The 17,706-nt window shown below is 60.1% G+C and carries 17 protein-coding genes and 1 pseudogene; 5 read left to right on the top strand and 13 right to left on the bottom strand.

Features of this window, described 5'->3' with window-relative positions; translation table 11 throughout:
- Positions 1–10: 10 nt before the first annotated feature.
- The 12 genes from A6D6_RS15390 to cypR all read right to left on the bottom strand — a co-directional run bounded on the left by A6D6_RS15390 (position 11) and on the right by cypR (position 11,392).
- The gene (locus A6D6_RS15390; protein ID WP_116028216.1) at positions 11–430 is read right to left on the bottom strand and encodes a MaoC family dehydratase; all 420 of its coding nucleotides are present in this window, start codon (positions 428–430) and stop codon (positions 11–13) included.
- Entirely contained in the window at positions 427–885 is a 459-nt protein-coding gene (locus A6D6_RS15385; RefSeq protein WP_014994410.1) for a MaoC family dehydratase N-terminal domain-containing protein, read from the bottom strand. Before A6D6_RS15385 ends, A6D6_RS15390 begins: the two co-directional genes overlap by 4 nt.
- A 12-nt stretch (positions 886–897) precedes the next feature.
- Positions 898–2,079, bottom strand: a complete 1,182-nt coding sequence (locus tag A6D6_RS15380; protein WP_116028215.1) for a lipid-transfer protein — start codon at positions 2,077–2,079, stop codon at positions 898–900.
- 17 nt (positions 2,080–2,096) lie between these two features.
- Positions 2,097–2,972, bottom strand: coding sequence for an alpha/beta fold hydrolase (locus A6D6_RS15375; RefSeq protein ID WP_232802237.1), 876 nt, complete (start codon positions 2,970–2,972; stop codon positions 2,097–2,099).
- Between the two features lie 10 nt (positions 2,973–2,982).
- A complete protein-coding gene (locus A6D6_RS15370) occupies positions 2,983–4,167 on the bottom strand; it encodes an acyl-CoA dehydrogenase family protein (RefSeq protein WP_089033102.1) in 1,185 nt (394 codons plus the stop codon).
- A 19-nt stretch (positions 4,168–4,186) separates the two neighbouring features.
- Positions 4,187–4,714 carry a TLP1 C-terminal extension domain-containing protein gene (locus tag A6D6_RS21735; RefSeq protein WP_201303808.1) on the bottom strand — a complete coding sequence of 176 codons (528 nt, stop codon included), beginning with the start codon at positions 4,712–4,714 and terminating at the stop codon, positions 4,187–4,189.
- Entirely contained in the window at positions 4,680–5,672 is a 993-nt protein-coding gene (locus tag A6D6_RS15365) for a hypothetical protein (protein ID WP_201303807.1), read from the bottom strand. The genes A6D6_RS21735 and A6D6_RS15365 overlap by 35 nt, the downstream gene beginning before the upstream one ends.
- Positions 5,669–7,318: a flavin-containing monooxygenase gene (locus A6D6_RS15360; protein ID WP_116028214.1), complete on the bottom strand. Its 1,650-nt coding sequence runs from the start codon at positions 7,316–7,318 to the stop codon at positions 5,669–5,671. The genes A6D6_RS15365 and A6D6_RS15360 overlap by 4 nt, the downstream gene beginning before the upstream one ends.
- Before the next feature lie 32 nt (positions 7,319–7,350).
- On the bottom strand, positions 7,351–8,346 hold the full coding sequence (locus A6D6_RS15355) for an alpha/beta hydrolase (RefSeq protein ID WP_228234744.1): 996 nt from the start codon (positions 8,344–8,346) through the stop codon (positions 7,351–7,353).
- Between the two features lie 20 nt (positions 8,347–8,366).
- A complete protein-coding gene (locus tag A6D6_RS15350) occupies positions 8,367–9,206 on the bottom strand; it encodes an SDR family NAD(P)-dependent oxidoreductase (RefSeq protein WP_116028213.1) in 840 nt (279 codons plus the stop codon).
- A complete protein-coding gene (locus A6D6_RS15345; protein ID WP_014994418.1) occupies positions 9,203–10,135 on the bottom strand; it encodes a metal-dependent hydrolase in 933 nt (310 codons plus the stop codon). The genes A6D6_RS15350 and A6D6_RS15345 overlap by 4 nt, the downstream gene beginning before the upstream one ends.
- Before the next feature lie 192 nt (positions 10,136–10,327).
- On the bottom strand, positions 10,328–11,392 hold the full coding sequence (cypR, locus tag A6D6_RS15340; protein ID WP_116028212.1) for a transcriptional regulator CypR: 1,065 nt from the start codon (positions 11,390–11,392) through the stop codon (positions 10,328–10,330).
- A gap of 123 nt (positions 11,393–11,515) precedes the next feature.
- Here cypR and A6D6_RS15335 point away from each other — a divergent pair, with 123 nt between their 5' ends.
- The 5 genes from A6D6_RS15335 (at position 11,516) to A6D6_RS15315 (ending at position 17,082) form a co-directional block, all read left to right on the top strand.
- Positions 11,516–11,836, top strand: coding sequence for a 2Fe-2S iron-sulfur cluster-binding protein (locus A6D6_RS15335; RefSeq protein ID WP_014994420.1), 321 nt, complete (start codon positions 11,516–11,518; stop codon positions 11,834–11,836).
- Positions 11,837–11,848: 12 nt separating this feature from the next.
- Positions 11,849–13,261 (top strand): cytochrome P450, encoded by a 1,413-nt coding sequence (locus A6D6_RS15330; RefSeq protein ID WP_116028211.1) that lies wholly within the window; start codon positions 11,849–11,851, stop codon positions 13,259–13,261.
- A gap of 17 nt (positions 13,262–13,278) precedes the next feature.
- Positions 13,279–14,928, top strand: coding sequence for a GMC family oxidoreductase (locus A6D6_RS15325; protein WP_116028210.1), 1,650 nt, complete (start codon positions 13,279–13,281; stop codon positions 14,926–14,928).
- A 75-nt stretch (positions 14,929–15,003) separates the two neighbouring features.
- A complete protein-coding gene (locus A6D6_RS15320; protein WP_116028209.1) occupies positions 15,004–16,236 on the top strand; it encodes an NAD(P)/FAD-dependent oxidoreductase in 1,233 nt (410 codons plus the stop codon).
- Between the two features lie 240 nt (positions 16,237–16,476).
- The gene (locus tag A6D6_RS15315) at positions 16,477–17,082 is read left to right on the top strand and encodes a TetR/AcrR family transcriptional regulator (RefSeq protein ID WP_026949633.1); all 606 of its coding nucleotides are present in this window, start codon (positions 16,477–16,479) and stop codon (positions 17,080–17,082) included.
- A 302-nt stretch (positions 17,083–17,384) separates the two neighbouring features.
- Here A6D6_RS15315 and A6D6_RS15310 read toward each other — a convergent pair.
- Positions 17,385–17,639, bottom strand: a pseudogene (locus A6D6_RS15310) (DDE-type integrase/transposase/recombinase); the annotation flags it as partial.
- Positions 17,640–17,706: the final 67 nt, after the last annotated feature.

The raw sequence follows: 17,706 nt of genomic DNA, 5'->3' as shown, positions 1-17,706 counted from the left end.
AGGACGTGTTTCAGGCCAGCGCCACCAGGGCGTCGCCGGCGAGCTTGACTTCACCCTGTTTATCGACCACGCCGATCTCGAGCCGGGCCAGTGTTTCGTGGCCGTCCTCGGTGATTTCAACGATCTTGCCGGTGCAACTCAGCCGTGCGCCGACTGGCGTGATGGCGGCGAAGCGGACCGAGAACCGGCGCAGCCGGGTCTGCGGTGCCCACTGGGTCAGAAAGCGGCCCAAATAGGCCATCGGCAGCATGCCGTGCGCGAACACGTCCGGCATGCCAGAGGCCTTGGCAAAGTCGATGTCAATGTGGATCGGGTTGTGGTCACCCGAGGCGCCGGCGAACAGTGCCAGCGTCGCGCGCGTGATGGGCGGAAGCTCGAGTGGCGGAAGCGCCTGGCCGACCTTGACCTGGTCACGAGTGGGGGCGTTCATGCTGCGTTCTCCTGCGGGTTGCGGACGACGATCACGCTGCGTGCCTCGAGCACGGTCTCGCCAGTCGCGTCCTTGATCAGCGAATCCTTGACGATGAATTCGAGCGCACCGCTCTTCTTGCCGTAGATGTCGCTAATCTTTGACTCGACGCTGAGCACGTCGCCGGCACATACCGGCGCGTGATAGGTGAAGCTTTGCTCGCCGTGCAGGATGCGTCCGATCGGCACGTTCAGCGTTTCGAGCAACGTGGTCATGGTTCCGGCATCGAGGTCGGCGCCCATCAGAAAGGTTGGTGGTGCCGGCAGGCTACGGTAGCCGGCTGCCCGGGCCGCAGACTCGTCGAGGTACTCGGGCCGCGTTTCGCCGGTGGCTTTGGCGAAAAAACGTAACCGCCCCTTCTCGACCTCGAAGCTGACGGTCGGCAGGCGCAGCCCGATGTGTTTAGTGTCGATCATAGTTCGTCCTCTTCAGGTGGCCTGGTACATCGTCACCACGCAGGCGCCGCCCAGGCCGAGATTGTGTTGGAGCGCAATGCGCGCGCCTTCGACCTGGCGGTCCGCGGCCTGTCCTCGCAGCTGTTGGACCAGCTCGGTGCATTGCGCCAACCCGGTGGCGCCCAATGGATGACCCTTGGAAAGCAGCCCGCCCGAGGGGTTGGTAACCACGCGCCCACCGTGGGTGTTGTCGCCGTCCTCGACCATCTGCTCGCCGCCACCTTCCGGCGCCAGCCGTAGTGCTTCATAAGTCAGCAGCTCGTTGGTGGCGAAGCAGTCGTGCAGTTCCACGGCGTCGAGCTCCTCCGGACCGATGCCAGCGGTCTCGTAAACCTGATCGGCGGCGGTGCGCGTCATGTCATAGCCGACCAGTTGCATCATGTTGCGCGCCTCGAACGTGCTCGGTGTGTCGGTGGTCATCGCCTGCGCCAGGATGCGCACTCGGTGATCGAGAGCGTTGGCCCTGGCGAAGGCTTCGGAGCAGACGATGGCCGCCGCCGCGCCGCAGGTCGGCGGGCAGGCCATCAGGCGGGTCATTGGGCCGATCAACACCGGGGAGTCCATCACTTCCTCCACTGTCACTTCCTTGCGGAACAGCGCCACCGGGTTGCGCGCGGCATGCCGGCTCGCCTTAGCGCGTATTTTGGCGAAGGTCTCCGCCTTGGTGCCGTACTTGTCCATGTGCGCCATGCCCGCGCCGCCAAAATAGCGGATCGCCAGCGGCACCTCGGGCTGTCCCACCAGGTCCTCGCAGATCCGGTCAAAGGGTTCGAAGGGGGTCGGCCGGTCGTTGTAGTAGCTGCCCAGCGCTCCCGGCTTCATTTGCTCGAAGCCCAGGGCGATCACGCAGTCGGCGGCGCCGGACTCCACCGCCTGGCGCGCCAGGAACAGGGCGGTCGAGCCGGTGGAACAATTGTTGTTGACGTTGATCACGGGAATGCCGGTCATGCCGATTGGGTAGAGCGCTCGCTGGCCGCAGGTGGAATCGCCATAGACATAGCCCACGTAGGCTTGCTCCACCTTGGCGTAGTCCAGCCCGGCATCGGCCAGGGCCTGACGCGCCGCCTCGGCACCCATCTGGTAGTAGGGCGCGCTGGCGCCGGGTTTCGCGAACGGCACCATGCCGACGCCGCTGATCACCGCTGTGTGTTTCATGCTTTTCTCCTTACCCTCTAGGTATCACCGTGCATTGCTTGTCGCACTGCATCCCGCACCACTTCCGGTCGCTCCATGGGCAGAAAATGGGTTGTTCCAGCCAGAACGTTCAACTCGGCGGAGGGTAGCAAGGCATGTAGGCGCCGGCGCGCCCTTGGCGAGAAGGTTGAGGCGCGTTCCGCGGCCAGTACGACCATCGGACACCGCAATCGTCGGACGGCGGGCCAGGGGTTGTGTTCGGTATGGGCAAAGGTGGTGCTTTCCCATTCCGGCGTACAGGCCAAGCGAAAACGATCATCATGGGCCACGAGGCCGTGCTCAACGTAGTTTTCCAGCCATGCTTCCGGCCAGGTTCTGAAGCCACCACGGCCACGAAAGTTCTCCAGTGCGGCGGCGCGCGAGTCAAACACCCTGCGGCGACGTGCGGCTCCGGCGGCCAGTGAAAACCGCTGTGACTGGCGTAGCAGCTTGGCCGACCACAATCGCCAGCCCTGCCAGGGATCCATGATCACCGGTTCCGCCAGGATCAAGCCCCGCACCTTGTCCGGTCGTCGGGCCGCGGCCATGATACTGGTCGTGGCACCGATCGAATGACCCGCAAGCCAGACAGGCTCATCCAGACTTTCCAGCCAAGCGACAAGGTCTTCGTAGTACGTTTCCCAACCGCGGAATGTTTTAATATCGGCCGCCTCGGCGCTGGCCCCGTGGCCCCGCATATCCCAGGCCAGCACGTTGCAATCGTCAGCCAATTCGTCGAGCAGCGAGCGGTAAACCTGGCTATGGAAGCCCGTCGCATGGGCCCAATGCAGGGTGGGGCGTTCGCGCGATCCGGGCCAGCGCCACAGCGCGATTTGCCGCCCGTCCGGGGCAGTGAATCCGTCACGCTCGATCACGTCACGCGTCTCAGTAGGATTTGGGTAAGCCAAGGACATGTTCTCCGATGTAGTTGAGCAGCATTTCGTTGTTGATTGGTGCAACCTCCATTAACCGTGCCGAAGGCCATAGCGTGATGATGTCGTAGTCCCGGTCGAAACCGTAGCCGCCGTGGGTCTGCAGGGCGGCCTCGACGGCTTTGACCGCCGCGCGAGAACCCAGCAATTTCGCCATGTTGGCATGAGAACCGGCATCGCCACCGGCGTCGAACGTCGCAGCCGCGTGGATCATCATCAGCCGTGCTGCCTCCAATTCGGCCTTGGCCTCGGCCAGCCGGTGCTGTATAGCCTGATAACCCCCGATGGGGGTGCCGAAAGGTTTGCGTTCGTTGGCGTAGGCCACTGCCTTTTTGAGAGCGTAATTGCCCAGGCCCACGGACATGGCGGTGACCAGCAGGCGCTCCGAATTCAGCGCCTCGAACATTCCGGCCAGGCCCTGTCCCGGGTTGCCGATCAAGCGACCCGCGTCGAGTTTGACGTCATCGAAAAAAACCAGGTATTGCCGCTCCGGCCAACCGACGTCGATATTCAGGGGCTGTAGTTCCACGCCGGGCGCGTCGGTATCCACCACGAACAAGGACATACCCTCGGTGCGTCGTTTGACTTCGCCGGCTTTTTGGGTGCGGGCCACGACCAGCATTCGATCGGCGTCCGCCGCACCGGAAATAAAAACCTTGCGCCCGGTCAGCCGATAGCCGTCACCATCCGGTGTCGCCAGCGTGGACATCGCGAAGCTGTTGGTCCCGGCATCCGGCTCGGTGATTGCGAAGCACAGTTTCTCGGCCCCGCTGATTGTCGGCTTGACGAACCGCTCTATTTGCCCGGGTGTGCCATTGCGGATGATCGGCACTCGCGCAAACCCAGTGAGCAACAGCATGGGCAGCACCAGCCCGGCCTCGGCCAGCGTTTCCATCAGCGCGACTAGTTCCACCTGGCCGCCGCCCGAGCCCCCCAGGTCCTCGGGAATGGTGATGCCAAGCAGCCCATATTCGCCCAGCGCTTCCCAGGCCTCCTGAGGGAATCGGTGATTATCGATGCATTCGCGCATGTATTCCCGGGAAAAGCCTTCGCTCACGACGCGGGTGGCCTCGCGAATGTCACGCATGCGTTCGGCTACGCGCGCTTGGTCGAACTGGGCTTCGGACGCGATGCTCATTATCGTCTCCCCCTTGCGCTCACCCCTCCGGGGTAAATAGGTTGCGTTTGCCATCGTGGTGCACGCGGCCCGTGCGATTGAGAAATTCCTCGTTCGTCATGGCATTGAGCAGGTCCGTGTCGGTGGGAGTGTTGGCAACAAACCGCCGGCCATCGCTCAGGCGGCCCAGCACAATACCCTGGACCGGGCGGTCGGCGCGGTCGTGCATGACAGTGTAGGTCTCGATGCGGGCCTTGCCCTGCGCCTGCTCCACCAGTTCCACGACGGGGCCGGCGTCGATCTCGGCTTGCAGCCCGGCCGGATCGATCGGCCGCCAACCGCCGACGGGCGGTCTTCCGCCGTAGAGCCCCAGCGAATGCTTGCTCATGTACCAGCCCACGCCGCTGACCAATCCGGTGGTGCTTCGGTCGGCGCGGATACGGTTCATGATCTCGGCGATGGCGTGGGTGCAATAGTTGTTGCCGGGCCCGCCATGGTAAGCCAAGCCACCCGTGACGGTCAGTGGCCGGGGATCATGCACGGAGATACCCAGCGCATCGCGCGCCATCTGTACAGCGCTGGGGAAACAGCTGTACAGGTCCAGGTGATCGATCGCGTCGATCCAGCCGCTCGCCGCAGGCGGTGATCGCCGGCGAGCGGGAAAGATCCGCCCGCTGGGAGACGAACCAATGATCGTGGCCGTTTGCCGCGGCCAGGGGGTACACCCAGCGTTCAGGGTCGATGCCCAGCCGCCGGGCCTTGGCCACGGACATCATTACCAGCGCGGCGGCCTGATCCACCGCGATGAGGGCGTTCATGTGCTTGGTGTAGGGCGCGCCGACCATGCGATTTTTGGGTGAGCGCTCGGCGATATCGGCCGCCGATAAAGGGTCGCGGCGCCAGGCTCGCGGATTGTCGACCGCGACGGCGTTGAATCGGGCATAGAATTCGCCCAGCATTCGTCGGTGCTCGGCTGGGTCAAGGCCGTAGCGACGCCGCAGCGCCTGCTCGAACAACGGATAGATCTGGATGGGCAGATTGAGCCCGTGGCGTTGTTCCGCCGAATTGGTCGGCTCGCGGTCATCGCCGAGCAGTCGCGGACCCTCGCCGGTGGCGGTGTCCAGCACTCCGGACAGGCCGGCGCCCTTGCCGCGCATCTGTGTGGCAAGCGCCTCGCCGCCCGCGATCAAGATACAATCGAGACCACCGGCGGCGATGCGATCGGCATAGTAACCGACCAGCCATTGACCCATGTTCCCGCCTATGGGTGTGTAGAAGCGCTCGCCGGGGTCGATGCCCAGATGCCGCGCCAGGGTGGACGGGGCATCGGAATAAGACGGCGCCAATATGTTGAGACACGTTAACGACTGGATCTGACCCAGAACCCCGGTCACACCGCAGTCCGCCGCCGCGGCTCGGGCAGCCTCGGCGACCAGGCCTATGGGGGTGCGCTCGGTATCCGGTTCGCGCGCGCTGATCTGGCCGGCGCCGACCAGCACCGGTGTTGTTTCCTCATGAGTCGTCATCGGCGAATAACCTCCGCAACGGTATCATCTCCGGGAAAAGGCCTGCTGTTGGACGTCAGCCTTGAGTCATCTGATAGCCATCCTGCCGGATAGGCCTTTTTGAAATGGTAATGAGCCATGGGCAGGTGTTTCGCTCGCCAAAGCATCTCGAAAGAGGTAGAAGGTCGAAGCATGGGCGCGTCGCCATGATGATCGAAGTAATAGCTGTTAGAGGCCGCGCAATTGTGGTTAAGGAACACCGTCCCTTGTTGGCGTCGTTGGATATTCCGGAAGTAGCGATCGTGCACGTCTTGACGAATCTCCACGCAAGTCGCGTCCCGCTTTCGGGCGGCCTGGATGCAGCGCGCCACGTGAATGGCGTTACCCTCGACCATTTTGAAATAGGATGAACCAATCAGCGCGTATGGACCCAGCATGATGTAGAGATTGGGGTAGCCGGGTACTGTCAGGCCCTCATAGGCCTGGTAACGGTTCCGCTCCCAGAATTCGCCCAGATCCACACCGCCGCGTCCCACGACTTCATAGGAGGGCAGATTGCCCTTTTCGAAAACCTTGTAGCCGGTCGCCAGGATCAGCACATCGATCTCGTGCTCAATGCCGTCGATGGTCTCGATGCCCTTGGGAGTGATGCGTTGGATAGGGGTGGTGATCAGATCGACGTTGCTACGGCTGAAGGTGGAAAAGTAGTTGTTGGAAAATGTCGGCCGCTTACAGCCGAAGCCATATCGCGGGGTTAATTTGCCCCATAACTCCGGGTTATCGGGCAATTGCTCGCGCATGTTGTTGACGCCGGCGCGCTGGGCCCATTGCACCAGCCAAGGAAAGCGCCGATAGTAAACCGCCGCGATGATCATCAACGATTCGGTCAGCGCATCGGTGGTGGTACGTACTCCCTGCTGGGCCAGGCTCGACCAACGAAAGACGGTGCGCATCCAGCCGGGCATACGGACATCCGGTTTCTTGAGTACCCAGATGGGCGTGCGCTGATAGACATCCAGATGCGCCACCCGCGGGGCGATTTCGGGAATCAGCTGCACCGCGGTGGCGCCGGTACCGATCACCGCCACCCGCTTGCCGGTGAGATCCACTTCGTGGTCCCAGCGCGCGGTGTGCATGCGCTCGCCCTGAAAATCCTCGACCCCTTCGATATCCGGCATCTTCGGCGAGATCAACCCGCCGGTGGCGGACACTAGGTGGCGTGCGGTGACACATCCCTTGTCGGTTGTCACCCGCCACAAGTGCTCGCCTTCATCGAACTCGGCACGCTTCACGCTGACGCCGAAACGTATGTAGGGATAGAGGCCGTATTTGCTGGCCACACGGCGGGCGTAGTTCTGCAGCTCGTCACCCGGCGCGAAGACCCGCGACCAGTTCGGATTCTGCTCGAAGGAAAAAGAGTAGACGAAAGAAGTGATGTCCACCGCCACGCCGGGGTAGCGGTTGTCGCGCCAGGTGCCGCCGACATCGGCGGCACGCTCGATGATCGATAAGGATTTCATGCCGCGGCTGAGAAGCTCGATGGCCGCGCCCATTCCGGCGAAGCCGGCGCCGATGATCAAAATCTCGTGGTCGGGTTCAGCGCTCCCGTGGCGCGGCGCCCGCTGGCCACGACGGCTTTGTTGAATCCGGTCCTCCGCGACATTCATAGTGGTCCTCCTTCCAGTTTTTAGCAGGCCGCTTAGCCGCTATGCGCGAGGCGCAGTTTCGTCCGTGCCACGGCCCGGGTGCATGCTACGGGCGCCGACAAATGCCGGCGCATAAAGCCGACTATTTCGGTAACGTCCTGGCGCGCCTCCGGCAACATGGAATGAAACACCGGCCACACATGTGGCATATTCCAGCGGGCGCGCAGGGTCACGGCCACGCCGGCCTGGCGCGCACGGTGCGCTACCCGATAGGCATCATCACGGAGGGCCTCGGATTCGCTCACAGTGAGCATAAGAGGCGGCAGGCCACGGAAATCGCCGTATATCGGTGAGACATAGGGATCCCGGGGATCATGGCCGGCCAGATACAGATCGGTGGCCATCTTGATCATGCGTGGAGTCAGCATGGCATCGCTGGCCGCGTTGGCCTGGCGCGACGGTGTATCGCCAACCGCATCGGCGCCGGGTGAGATCGACACGGCGCAGGCTGGCATGCGGGGGGAGGAATCGGGCGAGGCGGCCTGCGCATCGCGCAGCCTCAGCAGCGTGGCCAGAGTGAGGTTGCCACCCGCGGAATCTCCGATCAGGGCCAGCGGCTCGTCAGGATAGTCCTCGGCCAGCGCCCTGTAGGCATGGTGGGCATCGTCGAGGGCGGCCGGGTAGGCCGCCTCCGGCGCTAGGCGGTAGTCGATCCAGAACACGCGTGCGTTCAGTCTCTTGGCCAGCTGCCCGCAAAGCTCAGCATAAGTAGGGAAACGGCCACTGATAAAGGCGCCACCGTGGAGATACAGCACGGTGGCCGTGGGCTGACTGGGACTGACACGCACCGCCGGCACGCCGGGTGGTACGGCCGGTTCATTGCCAATGGTGGTCTTGCGCGCGGTGACTCCGGACGGCAGCCCGCCCGGCAGGCGGGCCATCGCGGCGATGCGCCGTAACCGCATCACCAACTCGTCGGGACTAGCCGGCTCGCGTTTCATCAGTAGCCGAAAACCACGGTCGGCAACTCTTGCCGAGAATGATGTCATGATTTGCCTCCTGCCGGATATCAGCCCCCGGCCAGGCGATACGCCTCGCCCAGCGCGCGAGCGTATAGCCGCGGCGCGTAGCGCTTGAACCGCCACATGAAACGCCCGTCGAACTGCGGCACCACATAAAGTTGCTTTCGATCGAGGGCGTCCAGGGTCCGGCGTGCCACCTGGTCGCTGGTGGCGAAGGTCCACTTGCGCATGGCGGCATGGGCGAAATCGCCGCGGTGCTCGGGCAGGCGCGCCTTGTCCAGAATGTTGGTGGGTACCACGGTGGGACACAGGGCCGAAACATGCACGCCGGTGCCGGTCAGCTCGGCCGCCAGAGTTTCGGAGAGTGAAAGGACCGCGGACTTGGTCACGTTATACGCACTCATCTCCGGCGCCGCGCCGAAACCGGCGGCCGAAGCCACGTTGACAATGCCGCCGTAGCCCAGTGCGCGCAGCTTGGGTGCGAAGAAGTGACAACCATGAATGACGCCCCAAAGATTGACTTTGAGGCACCAGCGCCAATCGCCAAGCGGCACTTCTCCGATGCGGCCGCCTACGCCCACCCCGGCGTTATTGACCACCAACGTCATTGGCCGTCCGAGCAGCGATTCGGCCTTGTCGGCGAGCGTGGCCATCTGCTTTTCACTACCTACGTCGCAGCGGTAGGCGACAGCCCGACCTTCGCCCAATTCCGAGAGTATGCTGGCGGTTTGCTCGGCGCGCTGGCGGTCTATATCCGCGCAGATCACTGATCCGCCACGGCGCACGATCTCATAGGCGAAGCTGCGGCCGATGCCGCTGCCCGCCCCCGTGACCAGGGCCGCCGCCCCCTCGGAGGGTTTCAGTGTTTTACGCTTGGCACCGCTCACGCCGCCGTCACTCGTTCCGCTGTTGTGTCACGCCTGTTATCGTCATGCCATTGCCGGAATGCTTGGTAAGCCTGCTGGGCATCACCGGTTTCCTCGTAGGCGCGCTTCCAGGCGTGGATGACTTCCCGGTTATCGGCGTCCCATGGATGGAAGCGGGGGGAGAGAAAAGGCAGCGTATCGATCACAAAAGCTCGGGTGAAGATTCCAGGTGCGAAGTACAACCACTTAATGGCGCGCAGTGCCGAGGGGATGTTCGTGAGCTGCCGATCTTTCCAGAGGAAATACAGCCAGTTACCGTGCACCAGAGGCAGGAAAAGGGCTGTACCCAGAGCGAGCGTCGCCATGCGGATTGCGTAAGCGCGGACGCCGCCCCCGCTTACCTCTCCGAACACGTCGAAGCTGACTGACTTGTGCTCCGTCTCCTCCACGAAGTGCCAGAACAGCATGGCGGCGACTTCCTGCCTGGTATCGTCCCACAGTTCCGGATGATCGAGCATTACCTGGGAAATCACGGCCGTGAAATGCTCGAAGTTCGCGGCCATGGCGCACTGGGTGGCGCCGCCCAGGTAGCGTTGAAGGGGCTTTCTGATCGCCTTGAACACGGCCTCCGCCCGGTCTATTGGAATGCCGTGCGCGACCATCGCTTCATTCATGGCGTCATGCTCCCGTGCATGGGAGCGTTCCTGTCGAATAAAGCTGATCGCGGCTTTGCGCACTGACGGATCGTGAAGATTCTCGAGTTGCTTACTCGTGGCCTGCATGACCCAGCGCTCGCCGTCCGGCACCGCGGCCAGGATCGCGTTCATCCAGTGAGTGATCCACGGATCGTTGTTGAACCAGTGGCGCGGCACCGTCTCCGGGCTCATGCCGAAATTCAAATCCCTGTGTTCGACTTCATCGTAACCAATCTTGCGGCTCGCGATCACCATGTCGACCTCCTGAGTAGTTCGACTGTTGAGTCACTTTATTTGGGCGATTGACCAAATGTCAAGGCCCGAAAAAAGCAGTCAGTGGATATCTTCGCGCGCCGGGAAACAGATCGCGTCAGACCGGCGGGAAAGGCCGGTCGAGATACGGTACAAAAGAAAGGAAACGGAATGCCGGAGCGTGGTACCGGACCACTAGGGGGCAGGGGGTAGAGTGTGCCGGGAACCGGCGTGCTGCCGGTACTGATCGGGCGAAAGACCGAACCAGCGCTTGAAGGCACGCCTGAAATTGGCTCCGTCATGATAGTTCATCAACGCGGCGATGGCTTCGATCGAAAGCTTGCTGTCACACAGGTAGCTGATCGCTTGCCGGGATAGGATTTCGTCACGAATTTTCCTAAAACTACTGTTTTCCTCCTTGAGCTTGCGAGCGAGAGTGCGTTTGCTCATGAAAAGGGAGGCCGCTGCTTCGTCTTCGCTGAGCGAACCGGGGGGTCTCGATAGCATCATCTTCTTAAGCCGGGTCTGGTAGCTGGGCTTGTGGTTCTGAAGCTCGGCAAGCATTGATTCACATTGCTCAAGAGCCAGGCGGTAATTTTCATGATTGGCGGAGGCGTTCGGTTCCAGGCACAGTGCCATCGGCAGTTTTAGTGTGAACTTATCGGAGCCAAAACGAATGCGACCGGGCAAGTAGTCCGAGTACATCGCGTGGTACTCAGGTGTCCGGTGGGTAAAACAAATTTCAGCCTCATGTAGTGGGCGACCGACAACGAACTCGCCGAATTCAAGCAGCACCACGATCATGGTATCCGCCAGGCAACGCTCGATATCCGCGTCCAGCGGCACTTGGAAGTCCAGTCGGCATTCCAGGTGTTCTTCAGCTTCCTGCAGGTGTAGCTCGACGATGCTTGCGCGAGTAGGTAGGAATGTCTGAATCGCCTGTAGCGCGGTGAGCAGGTCCGGACTGCTCGAGGCGGCAAAACCGATGGCGCCGTGGGTCGCCGGGGTCAGACGCTTACCCAGCCGTAAGCCGAACTCAAACTGGCCCGACAACGCCAGTGCATTGCGTAAAATCCGCACCTGGTGAGCTGGCGTGAGCAGACTGTCCTCGCCCAGAAATTGCGCGATACCGAGACCGGTACCTTGCAGCAACGAGGGTAGCTGGCTGACGGTTAAGTCCAGCTCGCGGGCAATAAGTCGTGAATAGTTCGACGGAATGCCGCCTTCCGAAGCTTTCGGTTCACCCTTCTGCTGTGTCATTGATACGGTCCGTTGATAGGCATGCCTGTCTTTAAATGACCCCAGTGTGTCAATAAATGACCTCCCTGGCAAGCGAATCAACAACCACGATGCAGTCATTAAGTTACTTGCTGGAGAAAGGTCTTGGGTAAGATTACGTTCATTGAGCATGACAGTACCGAGCACATTGCCGAGTTTGAATCTGGTTCCTCGCTGATGCAGGTTGCTGTTAATAACGCTGTGCCCGGCATCGACGGAGACTGCGGTGGGGAATGCGCCTGCGGCACCTGCCACGTGATAGTGACCGATGAATGGTTCGGAAAGACCGGGGAAATAAATGATGCTGAAGAGCAGATGTTGTCCATGACTCCGGAGCGGGCAGAAACTTCTCGGCTGGGCTGTCAGATTCGAACCACTGAGGCGATGGACGGTATGACCGTTCTGTTGCCTGAATTTCAGATGTAGCGGGAGGTCACCATGTCAACCAAGTCAGGCACGAACGATGCCATGCAAACAAAGATGATTAATGCCACATCGAGATTGGTGCCTATGCACTTACAGATCAAGGCACTCAAATCTCTGATGAAAGCGAAGAAAAAGGCACTGGGGTCAACACGCCCACAGGTCAAGTTTCTCGAACAGCCCGTGCCTGACGTCAATACCCTGGCACTTGAGGATATTGACACCAGCAACCCTTTTCTGTATCGGCAAGATCAGTGGGGTGCCTATTTCAAGCGGTTACGTGATGAGGCACCGGTGCACTTCCAGAAAAGCAGCCAGTTCGGGCCATTCTGGTCGGTGACACGCTATGAAGACATTTTGTTCGTCGATAAGAATCACGAGCTCTTTTCCTCCGAGCCACAAATCATTCTGGGTGATCCTCCGGAAGGGTTGTCGGTGGAAATGTTTATCGCCATGGATCCGCCAAAACATGATGTGCAACGCCGGGCGGTCCAAGGTGTGGTGGCACCCCAGAATCTCAAGGAAATGGAGGGGCTGATCCGGCAGCGCGCCGCCGAGGTGCTCGACAGTCTGCCCCTGGACAAGGCTTTCAACTGGGTGCCGGCAGTGTCCAAGGAGTTGACCGGGCGTATGTTGGCAACGTTGCTGGATTTCCCTTACGAGCAGCGTCACAAGCTGGTTGATTGGTCGGACCGACTGTCCGGAGCATCTTCGGCGACTGGTGGCGAGTTTACCGACGAAGACATCATGTTTGACGATGCCGCGGACATGGCCTGGTCATTCTCGAGGCTTTGGCGAGACAAGGAGGCACGACGCAAGGCTGGCGAGCCTCCGGGTTTCGACTTGATCAGCATGCTACAGAGTAACGAGGATACCCGGGATTTGATTAACCGTCCAATGGAGTTTATCGGCAACCTGGCGCTGCTGATTGTTGGCGGCAATGACACCACCCGCAACTCCATGAGCGGCGGTGTGCTGGCCCTGAATCAGTTCCCCGAGGAATTCATCAAGCTGAAGAAAAACCCGGAATTGATTCCGAACATGGTTTCGGAAATTATCCGCTGGCAAACTCCACTCGCGCACATGCGCCGGGTTGCCACGCAGGACGTGGAGCTGCGTGGTCAGACCATTAAGAAAGGGGACCGCGTGTTGATGTGGTATGCCTCCGGTAATAGAGACGAACGAAAGTTCGAAAATCCCGACCAGCTTATTATTGATCGAAAGGACGCGCGGAATCATATTTCCTTTGGCTACGGCATTCACCGTTGCATGGGAAACCGTCTGGCTGAGTTGCAATTGCGGATTTTGTGGGAAGAGTTACTCAAGCGCTTTGATAACATAGAGGTCGTGGGTGAGCCCGAGCGTGTGCAGTCCAACTTTGTGCGGGGCTATTCCAAGCTAATGGTCAAGTTGACCGCAAAAAATTGAATTCACGTCCGGAGCCGATGTCATCCGAACAGTTCGATTATGTCGTGGTTGGGGCGGGCTCGGCCGGATGCGTCGTCGCCAACCGTCTATCCGAATGCGGCCGCCATTCGGTGCTGTTGCTCGAGGCAGGTCCGGAGAGCCGCCGCAATCCGTTCGTGAATATGCCGCTGGGCTTTCTGCAGCTGATCTTCAGTCGTCGCGTCAACTGGCAGTTCAATACCGAGCCGCAGTGGCACATGTATGGCCGTGCCTTATATCAGCCACGAGGTAAGATGGTCGGCGGGTCCAGCGGCATGAACGCGCAGGTCTACATTCGCGGACATGCCCGGGACTACGACGAGTGGGCACGGCTCGGTTGCGAAGGGTGGTCGTATGCCGATGTGTTGCCTTACTTCCGAAGATCCGAACATTTCGAGCCGGAGCTGGCGGCTCTTGAAACGGCGTTTCATGGTCGGGGTGGCCCGCTTAATATTGCCGAGCGCCGCTATACCAATCCGCTAAGCACGGCGTTCGTCAAGGCGGCGATGCAGGCGGGCCACCGGCGCAACCCGGATTTCAACGGACGTGAACAGGAAGGCGTGGGCTACTACTATGTTTATCAGAAGGACGGCGCGCGCTGTAGTAATGCGCGTGCCTATCTCGAACCCGCGGCGTTTCGGTCCAACCTGACTGTCCGCAGCGGAGCGCACGTCACGCGTGTGTTGCTCCAGGGCGGCCATGCCACCGGTGTCGAATATCGGAGCGGGAAGGGGCTGGCTCAGGTCCGTGCCCGGCGCGAAGTAGTTCTCTGCGGCGGCGCGTTTAATTCTCCGCAGCTGCTGATGCTTTCTGGAATCGGGCCGCGCGGTGAACTGTCCCGGCACGGGATTGAATTGCGTCATGAGCTGGAGGGCGTGGGACGGAATCTGCAGGATCACATCGACGTGTTCGTGCGTGTTAGAGCGCGCGACCGCCAGAGCATTTCCATGCATCCGAGCTACTGGTTCAAGGGCCTTCGGGCCCTGCTGCAGTATCTGAGCGGTCGTCGCGGTTTACTGTCGAGTAACGGCGCCGAGGCCGGTGGGTTTATTCGTTCCCGTGCGGAAGAGCCGATCCCCGACTTGCAACTGCATTTCGGGCCGATGCTGTACGCTGATCACGGGCGGGATATGAAGACCGCGATGAGCGGTTATGGTTACATCGTGATGATTTATGGGCTCCGGCCTTTGTCGCGCGGCCACGTCGGTTTGCACAGTGCCGATCCCTTCGCGGCACCGCTGATAGACCCCAATTATATGGCTGAGCCCGCCGACGTCGAGAAACTCGTTCGGGGGGTGCGTTTAGTACGCAGGATTCTGGAGCAGCCGGCTTTCGCGTCTCACCACGAGGTCGAGATATCGCCGGGACCGACGCTGCGCAGTGACGAAGAGCTCGCCAGATGGGTGAGGCGTAGCGGCGAGTCGGCCTACCACCCTGTAGGTACCTGTAAGATGGGATTGGATCCAATGGCGGTGGTCGATCCCCGACTGCGCGTGCATGGCCTCCGGTCCCTGCGGGTGGTTGATGCTTCCGTTATGCCGACCCTGGTGGGCGGAAATACTCATCAGCCGGCGACCATGATTGGCGAGAAGGGGGCCGAGATGATTCTCGAGGATTTCAAGGTGTCCCGCGGCCGATCGCGGTATTGAGTGCGGCGTGCTCGTCCCCATGGCGTTTTTAATCGTGAAATTGGACCCCAAGGCACAGTAAAAAAGAGACAGGCTATGACGAACAATCAGAAACAAACGACGGTCATCGTTGGCGGCGGGCACGCGGCGGGAGCGCTTTTGACAACACTGTTGCAAAAGAAGTATCAGCATAAAGTGATTCTGGTGGGCGAAGAGCCCCACCCACCCTATCAGCGCCCGCCTCTGTCCAAGAATTACCTGACAGGCGAAGTTGATCAGGGTTCACTGTATTTGAAGCCGATCTCAATATATGAAAACGCGGGTCATCAGTTGCGGCTCGGTGTGCGAGTCGTGCAAATCGATCGAAACAACAAGATCATCCGGTTGTCGGACCAGAGCACCTTGAAATACGATCAACTTGTCCTGGCCACGGGATCGCGTGTTCGGCGTTTGAATGCGCCAGGAGCGGACTTGAAAGGCATTCACTATTTGCATGATATAGCCGATGCGGATAACTTGCGTCAACGATTAGTTGCAGGGAAACGTTTGGTCATCGTGGGTGGCGGTTATATCGGTCTCGAGGTCGCCGCCAGCGCAAACAAGAGCGGCGTCGATGTCACCGTACTGGAAGCCGCTGATCGGCTTATGCAACGGGTTACTGGGCCGGAGATGTCCGCATTCTTTTACGCCAAGCATACTGACGCCGGCGTGGATGTACGTTTGAACACCGCGGTTACCGGCTTCGAAGCGGGAGAGCAAGGTTGTGTGACTGGCGTGAGATTGGCGAACGGCGGTATCGTGCCGGCCGATATCGTGCTTGTTTCCATCGGTGTTCTTCCGGAAACCGCTCTGGCCGAGGCCGCGGGCTTGCCCTGTGATGACGGTATTGTCGTTGACGAGTTTACTCGTACCGCGGATCCCGCTGTCCTGGCGATCGGCGACTGTACCCGCCACCGGAATCTGTTATTTGAAAAGATGCAACGACTTGAGTCCGTGGCGAATGCCGTCGATCAGGCCCGTACGGCGGCCGCGACGCTTATGGGTGAGCGCGTGCCCTATAAAAGCGTGCCGTGGTTCTGGTCGAACCAGTTTAACGTACGCTTGCAAATGGTGGGGTTATCTCAAAACCACGATCAGCGGGTGGTTCGCGGCAGTCCCTCGGATGAAGCATTTGTGGTATTCTATTTACAGGGAAGCCGGCTGGTGGCCGTTGACGCGGTAAATATGCCCATGGCCTTCATGGTCGGGAAGAAGCTCGTATATCAAGGCAAGGACGTCAGTGTTGAAGCATTGAAGGATCCGAGCACCGAATTGAAATCGTTGGCATAAGGCTTGATACTGAAGCAGCGCCGCCATGCGGTGCGACGCAGACCGCACGCGGCCCGGGTCTCTTTCCCGGCCAGCTGACCAAGGCCGGTGGTGCTCACCCGATGACTTGTGAGAAAATCAATGGGGCCGCGCGGATCTTCGGCGCGACGAGCCATTCCGGGGGGAGTCGTCGGTCTGATGCAGGCAATGGGCTCTCGCAATTCGGATTCGCGCCGCACCCCGAGGCCGGAGGAGAAAACCATGAAAAAAAAGCGCCAGGTCGGCCCGGCCCGGTCTGATCGTCAGTTTGTATTGACATCCGCCGCTCGACTGTTTCGGGAGCAGGGCTATGACCGGACCACGGTGAAAGAAATCGCAAAAGCGTGTGATCTGCTGCCCGGCAGCCTTCATTACCGGTATCAGGCCAAGGAGGATATTCTTGTTGATTTGATGCGCCTTGGTTTGGAGCAAACCTCGACTGCTGTCTCCGAAGCCGTGGCCGGTGCGGCGGAACCCGTGGAGCAATTGCGTAGAGGCATCAATGCGCACCTTCAGATGCTGGTCAGCGGCTCGGACATGGTCTATGTACTGTTGTTTGAGTGGCGTTCTCTGCGCGGCGAAGCACGTAAGGAGATGATCAAGCTGCGCGACCGTTATGAGTCCCTCTGGGCGACTATGCTTAAGTCACTGGCGGAGAAAGGGGTAATTCGAAAGGAAGTGGATCTGGATTTGCTGCGTCTTATAGGCCTCGGTGCGCTCAACTGGGTAGCCACTTGGTTTAGCGACGATGGTCGCTATACGCTCGAGGAGATAGGCGATTTTGTCTGGCGCATGATCCGCGACGCGGTGCTAAACGAAGGTATGTGATTCATAGTATTACCGCAGACCAGTGACATCTGCGAGCGCTTCCATAAGAAGGTTCCCCAAGAAGTTTCATCATTATGCCGGAAAATATACAACAGCCTGGAAGCGTTAAAGGAAGATCTGTACGTTACGCTGAATTGCTACAGCAATAATACACCACCAGGGGAGGAAGTGTTGCGGTAGAACGCCAGTCGCACCTTGTGGGATAAGAAGTCGATCCAGAAGTAAAAGTTAATAGGCTGAACTTCACCTGACAGACACCTGCTGAAGAATCGGCAACTGTCAGGTCAAGTCTGAATTACTACAAATAAGCCGATGATGGTCTCGGCCAGCGCATTGTCGTAGGAGTCGCCGGTGGTGCCGACTGAGGCATCGATACCCTCATCAGCCATACGTTCTGTGTAGCGGATCGAGAGATATTGGCTTCCCCGATCACTATGGTGGATCAATCCTTGCCTGTGCTTTCGTGACCACAGGGCTTGCTCCAGAGCGTCCAGTACCAGTGCCGTTTTCTTCGACGTTGCTACGCGCCAACCGACGATACAGTGTGCGTAAACATCTCAAGATATGGAGTCTCCGGTAAAGCCGGGGCGGTTCAGATTGGGATGCGGGCGGGTGCGGAAAGAG

The sequence above is a fragment of the Alcanivorax xiamenensis genome, assembly GCF_009846745.1.
GTDB lineage: Bacteria > Pseudomonadota > Gammaproteobacteria > Pseudomonadales > Alcanivoracaceae > Alloalcanivorax > Alloalcanivorax xiamenensis.
This window is presented reverse-complemented; position numbering and strand designations above follow the sequence as displayed.